Annotated in this window: 14 protein-coding genes; 3 read left to right on the forward strand and 11 right to left on the reverse strand. The window is 42.0% G+C overall.

The genetic code is table 11. The features are described 5' to 3' along the window. Positions 1-120: 120 nt before the first annotated feature. On the reverse strand, positions 121-390 hold the full coding sequence (locus tag MKX49_RS23045) for a DUF1292 domain-containing protein (RefSeq protein WP_034310405.1): 270 nt from the start codon (positions 388-390) through the stop codon (positions 121-123). A 303-nt stretch (positions 391-693) separates the two neighbouring features. Between MKX49_RS23045 and MKX49_RS23050 the strand changes: the two genes are divergently transcribed. Both MKX49_RS23050 and MKX49_RS23055 read left to right on the forward strand, forming a co-directional pair. Then, entirely contained in the window at positions 694-1098 is a 405-nt protein-coding gene (locus tag MKX49_RS23050) for a VOC family protein (protein WP_054398933.1), read from the forward strand. Between the two features lie 176 nt (positions 1099-1274). Continuing rightward, a complete protein-coding gene (locus MKX49_RS23055; RefSeq protein ID WP_340878607.1) occupies positions 1275-2918 on the forward strand; it encodes an alkaline phosphatase in 1644 nt (547 codons plus the stop codon). A gap of 78 nt (positions 2919-2996) precedes the next feature. On the opposite strand, the gene rpsN is transcribed toward MKX49_RS23055, so the two are convergent. The 10 genes from rpsN to purT all read right to left on the reverse strand — a co-directional run bounded on the left by rpsN (position 2997) and on the right by purT (position 11506). Continuing rightward, positions 2997-3266 (reverse strand): 30S ribosomal protein S14, encoded by a 270-nt coding sequence (gene rpsN, locus MKX49_RS23060; protein WP_034310392.1) that lies wholly within the window; start codon positions 3264-3266, stop codon positions 2997-2999. Positions 3267-3306: 40 nt separating this feature from the next. Next, complete coding sequence (locus MKX49_RS23065) at positions 3307-4476, reverse strand: FAD/NAD(P)-binding protein (protein ID WP_340877926.1); 1170 nt, start codon at positions 4474-4476, stop codon at positions 3307-3309. A gap of 66 nt (positions 4477-4542) precedes the next feature. Next, positions 4543-4692: a 50S ribosomal protein L33 gene (rpmG, locus tag MKX49_RS23070; RefSeq protein ID WP_034310390.1), complete on the reverse strand. Its 150-nt coding sequence runs from the start codon at positions 4690-4692 to the stop codon at positions 4543-4545. A gap of 22 nt (positions 4693-4714) precedes the next feature. Then, the gene (locus MKX49_RS23075) at positions 4715-5908 is read right to left on the reverse strand and encodes a GTP-binding protein (RefSeq protein ID WP_340877927.1); all 1194 of its coding nucleotides are present in this window, start codon (positions 5906-5908) and stop codon (positions 4715-4717) included. Positions 5909-6311: 403 nt separating this feature from the next. Next, positions 6312-6482: a hypothetical protein gene (locus MKX49_RS23080; RefSeq protein WP_153246133.1), complete on the reverse strand. Its 171-nt coding sequence runs from the start codon at positions 6480-6482 to the stop codon at positions 6312-6314. A gap of 382 nt (positions 6483-6864) precedes the next feature. Continuing rightward, complete coding sequence (locus tag MKX49_RS23085; protein WP_170946990.1) at positions 6865-7245, reverse strand: nucleotide excision repair endonuclease; 381 nt, start codon at positions 7243-7245, stop codon at positions 6865-6867. Positions 7246-7440: 195 nt separating this feature from the next. Further along, entirely contained in the window at positions 7441-7593 is a 153-nt protein-coding gene (locus tag MKX49_RS23090) for a YpzG family protein (protein WP_072272311.1), read from the reverse strand. A 103-nt stretch (positions 7594-7696) separates the two neighbouring features. Next, positions 7697-8344 (reverse strand): DUF4352 domain-containing protein, encoded by a 648-nt coding sequence (locus tag MKX49_RS23095; RefSeq protein ID WP_340877928.1) that lies wholly within the window; start codon positions 8342-8344, stop codon positions 7697-7699. Positions 8345-8364: 20 nt separating this feature from the next. Continuing rightward, complete coding sequence (locus tag MKX49_RS23100) at positions 8365-9681, reverse strand: alkaline phosphatase (protein ID WP_445670173.1); 1317 nt, start codon at positions 9679-9681, stop codon at positions 8365-8367. 664 nt (positions 9682-10345) lie between these two features. After that, a complete protein-coding gene (purT, locus tag MKX49_RS23105) occupies positions 10346-11506 on the reverse strand; it encodes a phosphoribosylglycinamide formyltransferase 2 (protein ID WP_063595889.1) in 1161 nt (386 codons plus the stop codon). A gap of 276 nt (positions 11507-11782) precedes the next feature. On the opposite strand from purT, the gene MKX49_RS23110 reads away from it, so the two are divergent. Continuing rightward, on the forward strand, positions 11783-12109 hold the full coding sequence (locus MKX49_RS23110; protein WP_226990476.1) for a hypothetical protein: 327 nt from the start codon (positions 11783-11785) through the stop codon (positions 12107-12109). The last annotated feature ends 418 nt before the right edge of the window (positions 12110-12527 follow it).

The following is a 12527-nucleotide window of genomic DNA, read 5'->3' on the forward strand; positions in this document are numbered from 1 at the left end:
ACCCTATACTTAAGTAAGGCTGGATAGCACGCGTGGCTATCATGGTATTTGGCGAAGGCGGGGCCGATACTTTCCTTATACATATAAAAAAGACGGCACATTGTGCCGTCTTTTATCTTGTCATTCTTTCGCTTCAAATGCCGCTTCAAACGCCAATGATACCTTTTCGAATTCTTCATCCGATTCGATATCGAGCAGTTCACCTTCGCCTTCGACCCTGAAAAAGAAAATATCGATATCTTCATCCGTATCCTCTTCAATATCTTCAAGCAAGCCTACTGCAACATATTCCGTTCCTTCTACATCCAATGAACCTAAAACCTCAACTTCATGGCCTTCATCACTGTCATCAGTAAGAGTGAAAACTTCACCTTCACGAATTTTTCCCATACAACCTCTCCTCTCCTATCCATTAATAATGGAGTTGTTTCCATAGTATATCGACTATTCCATTTAGAAACAAATTTTTGCCCTGGAAAATGATGAATACATTTCTTTCCAAGAAAGAATCTATCAAGAGATTCTATGGAAGAAAAGTATTATCCCATAAGCCATTTGTCATTTTTCATTATTCACCAATACTTTCCCTTTATTAACATCATTTTAAAAATTATCTAAAAACGGCTATAAAAAAGTAATTTAATTCCGAATAATCTTATATATACTACTATTAGCAAGTTGCATACGGATTTAATGAAGGAGGAAGATTTCTTGGCTGTAAAAAGGGTCGATCACATTGGCGTTGTTGTAAAAGATCTTGAAAAATCCATCGCCTTTTATCAAGATGTGTTGGATTTGAAATTAAAGGAACGCATGACTCATACTAATGGAGTGATCGAACTGGCGTTCCTCGGTTACGAAGAGTCGGACGAAACAGAAATAGAATTGATTCAGGGATATAGCGACACACTTCCCTCCGAAGCAACGATCCACCATTTTGCCATTACCGTGGATGATATCGAAGAAGAATATGCCCGGATCAAAAGCTTGGATAACACCGAACTGATTGATGAAGAGATCGTCACCCTTCCGAATGGTTATCGCTATTTCTACGTATATGGACCGGAAAAAGAGTGGATTGAATTTTTCCAAAGGTAAAAACCATCCTAAAAAGGCAGAGTCTTATAGACTTCTGCTTTTTTTAACGTTCACTCTATTCTTCAAACAAAATTTACAGATAAAAAACCTTTCTTAACTTACTTGAAGTAATTTCTTAATATACTACATTTATCCTAAAAGTAATCATATTTTTGGAGGTATGCATTTTGGGGAAAATGAGCAAAAAGGTAGCAGGAATTACGTTAGCGGGCGCGGTGGCCATATCATCACTTGGTATTTCAACAATGAAGGAAGATGTCCAGGCTAAAGACAAGAAAAAAGAACCAACCAACGTCATCATGATGGTGATGGATGGAACAAGCACAGGAGCCACAACCCTTTCAAGGTGGTATAAAGGCGATAATCTAGCCATGGACGAAATGCTGTCTGGCGGCATGCGTACATACTCGGCTGAATCGGCCATTACCGACTCAGCTCCTGCAGCAACAGCTCTTGCGACAGGAAATAAATCAAATGATAAATTTGTCGGTGTCCTGCCAACCATCGTTAATTCTCCAGGGCTCGATCCGGTTAATCCGAAAAATGCCCATAAACCAGTCGCTAACGTTTTGGAGGGTGCAAAACAAGCCGGAAAGGCTACTGGCATCATTTCTACATCTGAAATCCAGCATGCTACACCCGCAGGCTTCTCCGCTCACGTGACACATCGAAGCAATTATGGTGATATTGCGGAACAGCAGGTTTATCAGGGGATTGACGTCGTTTTGGGAGGGGGCAAAGAATCCCTTTTACCAGGTAAAACAAAAAATGCAAGAATTGATGGAGAAAACCTTTTGGAAGTGCTCGATGAAGACAAATATGATTTTGTTGAAACCCGTGACGAGCTGTTAAAATCCAAATCGAATAAAATTTGGGGAAGCTTTGCACCAAGCGCCCTGGCATATGATTTAGATCGTAAAACAACAAAGCCAAGTGAACCCACTTTAGCTGAAATGACCAATAAAGCCCTTAAAACCTTGAAAAAAGATAAAGATGGCTTCTTCTTATTTGTTGAAGGAAGCAAGATTGACTGGGCTGCTCACGGAAACGACACGATCGGAATGATTAGTGATACTTTAGCTTTTGATGATGCCGTGAACGAAGCCCTTACGTTTGCAAAAAATGACGGAAACACGATGGTCATTGCTGTAACGGACCATGGGAACAGCGGAATTACAATGGGTAACGTAAACACGAACTCCTCCTACCCGGAAACACCCGTATCAGCTTATATCGATCCATTAAAGAAAGCGAAAATGACTGTTGAAGGGGCCTTAAGTAAGCTAAAACCAGATCACTCCAATCTGAAAGAAGTTGCAGCACTGTATGGACTGGATAATCTGACTTCTGAAGAAACAGCAAAACTTACCTCTACTAAAAACGTAGGTGCTGAAATGACAAAGCTGCTTGCTAACCGTGCCAACATTGGCTTTACAACTGGCGGTCATACAGGTGAAGACGTATTCCTGTATTCTTATGGCCCTTCAAAACCGACTGGATTAGTGGAGAATACAGACCTCGCTAAAAAAATGGCCGAATTCATGGGCTTTGATTTACAAAAATTATCGAACAAACTATACATGAATGCTAAAGATTCCTTTGAGAAAAAAGGATATTCAACCCGCATTGATGTTACAGACCCGAATAACCCGGTTTTCGTAGCGAAAAAGGGGCAGCAAAAAGTGGAGTTGCCTGCAAATAAGAATATCGTTATCAGCAAGACTCCTACATCCACTAAACAAAAAGAAATTAATGCGATCACCGTTTACAACGGAAAAGACTTTTATATATCCGAACAAGCATTAAAGGCAGTCAAGTAAGCAACACTTTTGAATGGGAAGGAGCCCTTGTTTTTAACAAGGGCTCCTTTTCTTATGAATGATCTAGAACTCCCCGCTTCACCAGCTTGACTTTTTGACACCCGGCAGTTGCCCTTTATGAGCAAGTTCCCTAAAAACGATACGCGACATGTTGAATTTGCGCATATATCCACGGGGCCTCCCCGTTACTCCACAACGATTGTGAACCCTTGTCGGCGAGGAATCACGAGGGAGTTTGGCCAATGCGGCATAATCCCCTTTCTCCTTCAATTCCTTTCTAAGTTCTGCATACTTTTCGACCATTGCCAACTGTTTTTGCGCTTTTATCACCTTGGATTTTTTCGCCATTTTTATTCTCCTTTTTTAAGATCTTGAATGTATGAAAAATCTATAAACTATTCACAATTCGTTCCGCTGCCTGTCTTGCTCCCGATATATTCCTGGATATCGGTCCCATTTCAAGTTCAGCCAGTGCACCCGTGACATATAAGCCAGGTCCCCACTGCAACGACTGCGATACAATTGGATAACCACATTCCGCGCAGCGTAAATCATGCGACCGGATGACTGGCGTCAGCCAATCCTTCCCTGGCAATGTTGACTTAAAGCCGGTCGCTAAAAGAATCGTCCCTGTTTGTTGAATGACCTTTTCGTTTTTATCCCTTAGGCTGATATGCCCATCCTTCCACACAGCGCTTTTCACCTCAACATCCATGACACGCAATAATCCCTGTTTAACCTGATTCATCAGCGCTTTATGTAAGTCAGGTGGGATGGATCCCTTATTACGGGCCTGGATAATGGTCTCGCGTCTTTTTTGAAAGCTGGATATAGCACGGAAAGGTCGCTGTTTTTTCGGCCCCAACCAACCAGGATCACTGTCGAAATCATGAATTCTAAAAGGATGCCGCTTCAGAACCGTTACATCCTGTGGATAGATATTACTCAGCTTTAAAGCGAGATGGACAGAAGATATGCCGCCCCCAATGATCGTGATGGGTCCTTGTAATTGTGTCAGCTCCGGAATATTTTCATCGAATATGTGGTAAACGGGACCCACATGCTCTTGTTTGAATTGCCGTGCCCATTCAGGCCAATAAGGCTGTTCGCCAATACCAATTGAAATCACAAGTTTTTGCCCCTCAAGCCGTCGCTTGTTTTGCAATTGGATTTCCCAGCCCTGTCCCGTTTTGCAGGCAGAGATGACTTCCCCTTGCACCCATGCCTGCTTAATGGTTAAATCATCAGCCAAGTGAACACAATGTTCATTGAAGGATTGTAGGGATGGCCGCTTATATTGGCCGTAAAAGTTATTTTTCCAGTCTGCCTTCTCCACATATTTCTGCAGGCTGAAGGGATTCACATCCAGATGGTGTACGGATGGAGAACGTAAATATGGCATTGAAATGACTTCCGTACACTGCTTCCATCTTGCCAATGGTTCTTCATTTCTATCGACAATCGCCAGCTGGTCCACCGTCGTTTTTCCTGACTTAAGTAAAAATGCAGCCATCGTCATACCTTGAATGCCTCCGCCAACAATGATCCATTCCAACATGAACTTCCCTCCTTTTACTTCCATTCTCTTCGATAAAACATAATCATTACGATTTAAACCTTAAAACTACTTCGTTTCACGGTGAAGCGTGTGTTTCTTCAATCGCGGGCAGTACTTTTTCAATTCGATCCTGTCCGGGTTATTCCGCTTGTTTTTCGTTGTAATATAATTTCGGTCCCCTGATTCTGTGCATGCTAACGTAATGTTTACTCTCATTTTTATTTCCTCCTAAAGTTTTTTAATGAACGATTTCCGTAAATGCAGGCAATCGATCTTCATAAAGAGACCAATCCTGCTGCATCTCCATTTCCGTCAATAAGCATTGATCTAATTCAGTTTCGATTTCCTGTTGATCCATTTGAATGCCAATCATCACAAGCTCCGTCATCCTGTCACCGTATACTGCATTCCACCGTTCCAATAATTCAGGTGCTTCCTTTAAAATTTGGCGCTGTTCTTCTTCAGGGTAAGCTGCAATCCATTTACCGGCTGCTTGTAAAGTCAATGACGGTCCTGCCTGCGAAAGCAAGCCTGCCGTATCATTTCTCGATGCCAGCCAAAGGAATCCCTTCGCCCTCACCACTTGTACGGGCCAGTTTTCCAACCACTCCATCAGCCGTTCGGGATGAAAGGGTACCCCCCTCCTGTAAACGAAGGAAGAAATCCCATACTCCAAGGTCTCCGGGATATGCTCTTCATTCAATTCCTTTATCCAGCCGGCTCCTTGGCTTGCCTCTTCAAAATCAAATAAATGTGTATTCAATACATCCTTTAGCGGCACCTTGGAATGGTTTGTTTCGATAATTCTCGCATCGGCATTCACTTTATGAAGAACCGCCTTCAATTCCGCAACGGCATCAGCATCCATCAGATCGATTTTATTTAACAGGATGACATTGGCGAACTCTATCTGATCTATTAATAGATCGACCACTTCCCTGCCATCCGCAGCATCAGTTGCCTGCATCCTGTCAATAAGCGTTTCTCCGGAAGTAAAGTCTTGCCAAAAATTATACCCATCAACAACGGTGACCATCGTATCAAGCCGGCAAGATTCCGATAAATCAATTCCCATGCTTTCATCAACATAGGAGAAGGTTTGGGCTACAGGTACCGGTTCGCTTATCCCAGACGATTCAATCACGATATAATCGATGTCCCCTTGTTTCGCCAATTTCTCCACTTCAATCATCAAATCCTCACGAAGCGTACAGCAAATGCAGCCATTCTGCATTTCCACCAGTTTTTCATCCGTCCGGGTAAACCCTCCCTGTTTGACCAGCGAAGCATCAATATTGATTTCACTCATATCATTAACGATGACAGCAACCTTCAGATCATCCCGATTCCCAAGAATATGATTCAAAAGCGTCGTCTTTCCCGCACCAAGGTATCCACTCAGTACCGTAACCGGAATTTTCTTCATCTCCATCCCTTACCACTCCTTTACCTGATTTCTTTGCTGCAAGTAAATCAAAATCATTACGATTTAAACACCAAAGCAATCTCCATATAAAAACACTCTCTAATAATAAAACGTAATCATTACTATTTGCAAGTTTTTTTCAAAATTTCCTCCGAATACTTCTCCCGAACCCATGTAATCACGCTTGCTCCGACACACGGATAAATGAAAGGGGCTGACATTAAACCAATAAAATTAAATGGAAGCCCAATCACACATTACATCATGTGTATGGAACCTCCATTGCAGTTTTATCATTTTAATGTACTTCTATATATACAAGCAGCTGATCATTAACAACGTTTCATTATCCAATACATTTTTCTTTTTCTTTGTTGCAAATCGAGAAAAAAATTATTGGCCATTGTGCTTATTCCGCCATTTCCCACCCTGAAGATGTTACTGTCTTTTGTTCAAAAGTTTCAATCTCTCTCTGTTTCGCCAGTTTAGAAGCTTGTGATACGGACCACGTTAAATTCCCAAAGGCAATCACTGTCCCGATCGAGATAACTAACACCTTTTTACAAAGTATTTTCTTCAATAGCTTCCTCCTGAGAATGTATTGGAATACTCTAAATATAAACCAACATTGTTAACCTAACATGTAGCTGCTGTAAATGTACGAAATTATTTCTGTGCATTTTCCTAAACACAAAAAAGCTGAGTGCATATGCAGTCAGCTTTTCATAGGTGTTTCTTATTTATAGGCTGTTTTCGCATACTTTGTTGCTATTTACCAAGTAGTGCGGTGTGGTTGATTTCCCCTCCAGATGCTCGCTTTCCGCGGGGCGGGCGGTGAGCCTCCTCGGCGTAAACGCCTGTGGGGTCTCACCTGTCCCGCTGCTCCCGCAGGAGTCTCGCACTTCCGCTCCAATCAACCTTAAATAGTTTCGTTTTAAAACAACAATCTTTATGAAAACAGCTTATTTATAAAACACTTTATCGACGTTGTATTTAGCATGAAGCTTATTGATCATATACGTTTCATAGATTTCACGTTCCATAGCGTCTTCGACTAAAAGAATGTCAATTTTCTTGACTTCATTACGATGCTCTTTAATCGGAGAAACATTATCCTCAAAATGCTTCTTGACCCTTGGTCTTAATTTACGGGCTTTACCGACAAAAATCAGTTCATCGTTTTCATTGTAAAACAAGATGATGCCGCCTTTATCACGGGGAATCAAATGAAAATCGATAAACCCGTAAATTTCAGGAATGACAGCTTCGTCTCCTTCAATCACTTGCTTTCTTTGTTTGATGCTTATATCCGCTGCAGGGATTTCAATTTTAATCATTACAATTCACGTCCTCTATTTGTATAAGGTGAAACTTTCAATCGACTCCAGTTTCACGCCAAGCTCATCACTTCAATCTTAAAGGTAAATGGTATCATAATTATGAGTGAAAAGCCATGAATGCCTTGCTTGGTTTAAGCTGATTCTAAATATAAAGAAGAAGACTCGCTTGGGAGCCTCCTTCTTTATCGGAAATATCCGTTACCACCTGTGAGCCTTTGCATTGCTTCTTAGTATAATGTTTGTTTGTGATTCTTGCGTGTGGCCATTAACTTGAGATTTTGAACGCTTAGGTCTTGTCCAATTATGGTGAAACTTTTGAGAATGTGGATCTAATTGATCTTTATAGCTCATTCTGTGTCACCTCATCATTAGGATTTGGATATTCCGTTCAGTGATAGTAATCCCCATCACTTGTTCTAGTATTTTATTTTTCCCAGCCATTTATACATATTCTTTAAAAAGCGAATTCAGCTGACTTGCCTTTTGCAAGGACTTTCCCATCGTCATCCACCGCATCACTTGACATGACGGATATGCCTTTTATGTTTCCATCATTTAGAATGAAACCAATGTTTCCGCTTTTTGAACCGTTTCCTTCTATTTCACCAGTAAGTTCTTCCAAATAGATCTCATCTTCCCATGTCAGATGTTCTCCTCTGTCCGTTTCAAGGAAAGCAACTGGCGAAAACTTAATTTCTTTATCCGAATTGTTTTTGATTTCCACGTTCACTTTTACGATATCGAAATCTTCATCATGCGTATAGCCGTGGAAGAAATCGATCATGCTGTAATCCGGAGTGGCATGCATCACTTTCATTTCTTTGACTTTAACCTCGACCGGGCCAACATTCAACGTTTCATTCACTTTTTTATAGGCCTTCAAAGTTAATTCGCCTTTGGCATCGGAAACATTCTGATCGATTTGGTTCAAGTTTATATCATCAGGAAGCTGCGGATTCGGAACATAGACATCCTTTTTTTCCAGTGGTCGTGCAATTTCCTCTGTTTTTTCTTTAGCTGTTGTTTCTTCTTCGTAAGCTGGTTGGGTATTAAGAGCACCAAATGCCGTTAATAACAGGGCACCGATCATCAGTCTGTTCATTGAATCCCTCCCTGAAGTCATTATTTCTTTAATAGCTCAAAAATGATTTTGGCTTGATCCGTGTTATCGACTTGCCCGGCAAAACGTTCTTTATATGGCCCGTATGCGTAGACTGGAACATCTTCACCCGTATGTCCCCCAGTAGTCCAGGCAGTATTGGTCCGGTTATCGAATATGGCTTCGATGGCATTATCGACATTCGTCACATTTTTTGATTTGGCAGCTTCAGTTACCGTTTTGATTTCACCGTCAGTTAGCTTCACTACATTTTGGTTAATATATTGCTTTAACGTCTTTTCACCATCAGCGCCTTTGACGATGGCATCCGCCATGAAGTCAGGAGTGCGTTTGGCTGCCTTGATTGGCTCACCGTACCAGTTATATATTCCTTTTGCTCCGATCGAGAATCCTCCTGTAGAGTGATCCGCCGTAGCCACCACTAAGGTATGTTTGTCTTTCTTCGCAAATTCCATGGCCGCTTTGTATGCTTTTTCAAAGTCTTCCATTTCACTCATTGCACCTACGATATCATTATCATGTCCTGCCCAATCGACCTGGCTTCCCTCGACCATAAGGAAGAATCCATCTTTATCTTTATTCAAGCGCTGGATCGCCGAACTTGTCATGTCTGCCAAAGAAGGCGTATCACTTGGGCGGTCAATCATTTTCGGAAGTCCTTCAGAAGCGAATAAACCAAGGACCTGCTCATTTTTGTCCTTAAACATTTGATTTTTATCCGTCACATAACTGTAACCATCTTTTTCGAAGGCTTTCGCCAAATTGACATCAGGCCGGACAAAATTGGACTTCCCACCGCCCAATAGGACGTCAATTTTATGTTTGCCTTTGATTAATTCGTTATAATAATCGTCTGCGATTGAATTCATGTTTTTCCGATTTTCATCATGGGCGCCAAAAGATGCAGGCGTAGCATGAGTGATTTCCGAAGTGGCAACCAATCCCGTCGCTTTTCCTTTTTCCTTTGCTGCTTCCAATACGGTTTTGACTTCGGATTTATCATTATCCACTGCAATGGCAGCGTTATAAGTCTTCACTCCTGCAGACATTGCCGTAGCGGCTGAAGCTGAATCCGTTATATTTTGTGCAGAGTCTTCTGGGTAAGTCATCTGCTGGCCAACCAAGTATTTATCAAACTCTGTCCGCTCTGCCACCTTCGTACCAGGATTATCTTTTAAATACCGGTAAGCGGAGGTATAGGAAACACCCATGCCGTCACCGATCAGGAAAATAACGTTCTTGATTTCCGGTTCTTTATTTGGGTTCCCCTTTGCCGAAACACGATCCGCACCGGACCATGATAAACTTCCAAGTGCGATTCAAATGAATGACCTCCCGTAATGTTTTCTATTTAATTTAACTATAGGTGAAGAAAATGAACTCAATGTCAAGGCTATGTAAAAAAGCGACAGGATAATTGTTAAGACAAAGTAAAGACAGCATGCGGAATTGGTTATTCAGGGAAATCATCAGTAGCTGGGGTATATTACAGGCCATTCAACGTCTTCAAATCGGGTGGTTGTTAGGAGAGTTTAATGTGCTATTAATGGAGAAAAAAAATAAAGCATCCGAATAAGGATGCTTTAGAGTAAGACAGCAGACAAAGTCATCTTTGAGAAACGTTACATTTTTTTCGAAAATCCGCTTTTTTTCGCCGACTGACTGTCAAACCTCCTGTCGCAAGCATCTAGCGGAGTTTCGGCTAGCCAGTTATTCGGCAGGAAAATCATGAAGCACAAACTATTCTTAAACCGTTCGGGATGAGACCAGCCTACGTTTTACTTTAAAAACCATTCCAGTTGATTGGAATGGAAGGTACGAGACTCCTGCTGGAAAAACGTGTCCAAGGGAGACCCCACAGGTGCAAATGGCGCCGAGGAGGCTTCCGGACCGCCCGCGGAAAGCGAGTACCTGGAGTGAAGATCATGTTATTTATTTAAGAAATCCGCTCCCTCTTGTCGACAAGCTGGAGCGCTTTTTTCACTATTCTTTCTCTACAACTAAACATTCCAAAGCACGGGCCGCATTCACTCTCGCCACCTCGATGGAATCGGCAGACGACAGGGCGACCGCAACCCTTCTACCTGCCTTTGTAACTGGTTTTCCGAAAAGACGCACTTGTGTATTAGGTAAAGCCAAAGCCTGTTCAACACCGACTATTGAATATTCCGATAACTCATCTTGCGCTTTTAATGGACGGCTGGCACCCGGACTGATCAGCTTGATTTCCGGGATGGGGAATCCTAGAATCGCCCGAATATGAAGGGCAAACTCGGACAAATTCTGAGTCACCAATGTCACTAGCCCCGTATCGTGCGGACGTGGGGAAACTTCACTGAAATAGACTTTATCCCCTGAGAGGAAAAGCTCTACCCCGAATAATCCGTACCCGCCAAGTTCATCCGTAATGGCATGGGCAATTCTTTTCGCTTCCATTATTTGTGCTTCTGTCATATTATGCGGCTGCCAGGATTCAATATAATCCCCGCCCTGCTGAATGTGACCGATGGGAGCACAAAACATGGTACCATTTACGGTCCGGACAGTAAGCAGCGTGATTTCCGAATCAAAACGGATAAATTCTTCAATGATCACCCGTCCATTTTGAACCCGGCCGCCTTCCATCGCGATTTTCCAGCAATCCTCCAGGTCACCTTCCGTGCGGCACACACTTTGCCCTTTACCTGAAGAACTCATCAGAGGTTTGACGACATTGGGAAACCCAACTTCCTTGGCAGCTTGGACAAATTCTTCATAGGTGTTTGCGAATTTGTAGGCTGCTGTCGGAATCTCCAGCGTTTCAGAAGCCAGCCTCCTGATCCCTTCACGATCCATCGTCAATTTAGCGGCTCTTGCTGTCGGAATGACTTGAAAGCCTTCCTCTTCCAACTTGACTAATTCGGATGTAGCGATGGCTTCTATCTCCGGTACAATCAAATCGGGTTGTTCTTTCTCTACAACTCCCCTTAGTTGTTCCGCATCCAGCATATCGATCACATAACTGCGATGAGCGACTTGCATGGCAGGGGCATGTTCATAGCGGTCTACAGCAACGGTCTCCACACCAAGTCGCTGAGCTTCAAGTATGACCTCTTTCCCTAATTCACCCGAGCCCAATAATAAAATCTTTTTCGATTTATACATTCAGTCTCTCCTCCTTAATTCCTCAAAAACATTATATACGAACTATAAACGAATAAACATAAATATTTATTCGTATTTTCATTTAAAATCACACTGAAAACAGGAAATGAATATATTTATTTCCCGTTATCAAATACCAACTTGACAAATAGGATTAATACACTTTATACTGCTTTTATATAAGGAATATATATAAGCTGACTAGTCTACTGGAGGCTCTCTATTCAACAGGAATAGGGGGTTTTTTCGTTTTTATCAATGAGGGAGGAGTTTACTATGCAAAAGGAATTGCTAAGGACCATTTCCCCTGTCATGAATGAGAAGAAAAATGGAGGCTTAGAAGACATGGAGTACCTTAATCTTCCTGACAGACTATTTTTCCACTGGTGCCAGCAGAAATATCGACTGAATAGAGGGGTTTACAACACGATCGATCATTGGTTCTATGAATACGGCATTGTCCATATTCTTCACCGCCGGATCAACCTTTTAGCCTTCTTGGATTTCGCTTCTACCTCGGAACAGGAAGCCGGAAAGACAAAGTTCATTAAATTCGGCAATGGTGGCCTAAGGCAAAAGCTACAGGAATTCATTGCAGATTAACCTGAATCTTATAGGGCCCTTATCAGTAATATGCCCATTCTCCACCTACTGGTAAGGGACACTTATCGAATGTCGAAATTTGCAATACGATTACTTTTGAAAATGTAAGCGCTTTCTATTATAATGAAATTAGGTTGGATGGCATGCGTGGCCGTCACAGTATCTGGCGTAGGTGGGGCCAATACTAGCGCTAAGGAAGGTAACTTCTTTACCGTAAAACTATTAGATTCCTTTTGGTAGGGGCTGCAAAATCACCGGGGCATGGAAAATGTCCGTTCATTTCAAGCTAAAAAGCGAGTTAATCATGCAATCGATAAGTAAAGCATAACTTTACTTATTTTTTGCAGCAGCCCTCATCGTTTCAAGTCTGATAGTTTATAAGACTAAAAAGCTCTACCCCATGGAAACGGAGTTGAGC

This window comes from Peribacillus sp. FSL M8-0224 (assembly GCF_038003055.1).
Taxonomy (GTDB): Bacteria; Bacillota; Bacilli; order Bacillales; family DSM-1321; genus Peribacillus; species Peribacillus frigoritolerans.

Excerpts from the sequence above, each read along its gene's own strand:
- MKX49_RS23045 (WP_034310405.1), bottom strand. The coding sequence starts at position 390 with ATGGGAAAAATTCGTGAAGGTGAAGTTTTCACTCTTACTGATGACAGT.
- MKX49_RS23050 (WP_054398933.1), top strand. The coding sequence starts at position 694 with ATGAAGGAGGAAGATTTCTTGGCTGTAAAAAGGGTCGATCACATTGGC.
- MKX49_RS23055 (WP_340878607.1), top strand. The coding sequence starts at position 1,275 with ATGAGCAAAAAGGTAGCAGGAATTACGTTAGCGGGCGCGGTGGCCATA.
- rpsN (WP_034310392.1), bottom strand. The coding sequence starts at position 3,266 with ATGGCGAAAAAATCCAAGGTGATAAAAGCGCAAAAACAGTTGGCAATG.
- MKX49_RS23065 (WP_340877926.1), bottom strand. The coding sequence starts at position 4,476 with ATGTTGGAATGGATCATTGTTGGCGGAGGCATTCAAGGTATGACGATG.
- rpmG (WP_034310390.1), bottom strand. The coding sequence starts at position 4,692 with ATGAGAGTAAACATTACGTTAGCATGCACAGAATCAGGGGACCGAAAT.
- MKX49_RS23075 (WP_340877927.1), bottom strand. The coding sequence starts at position 5,908 with ATGGAGATGAAGAAAATTCCGGTTACGGTACTGAGTGGATACCTTGGT.
- MKX49_RS23090 (WP_072272311.1), bottom strand. The coding sequence starts at position 7,593 with ATGAGCTATAAAGATCAATTAGATCCACATTCTCAAAAGTTTCACCAT.
- MKX49_RS23095 (WP_340877928.1), bottom strand. The coding sequence starts at position 8,344 with ATGAACAGACTGATGATCGGTGCCCTGTTATTAACGGCATTTGGTGCT.
- purT (WP_063595889.1), bottom strand. The coding sequence starts at position 11,506 with ATGTATAAATCGAAAAAGATTTTATTATTGGGCTCGGGTGAATTAGGG.
- MKX49_RS23110 (WP_226990476.1), top strand. The coding sequence starts at position 11,783 with ATGCAAAAGGAATTGCTAAGGACCATTTCCCCTGTCATGAATGAGAAG.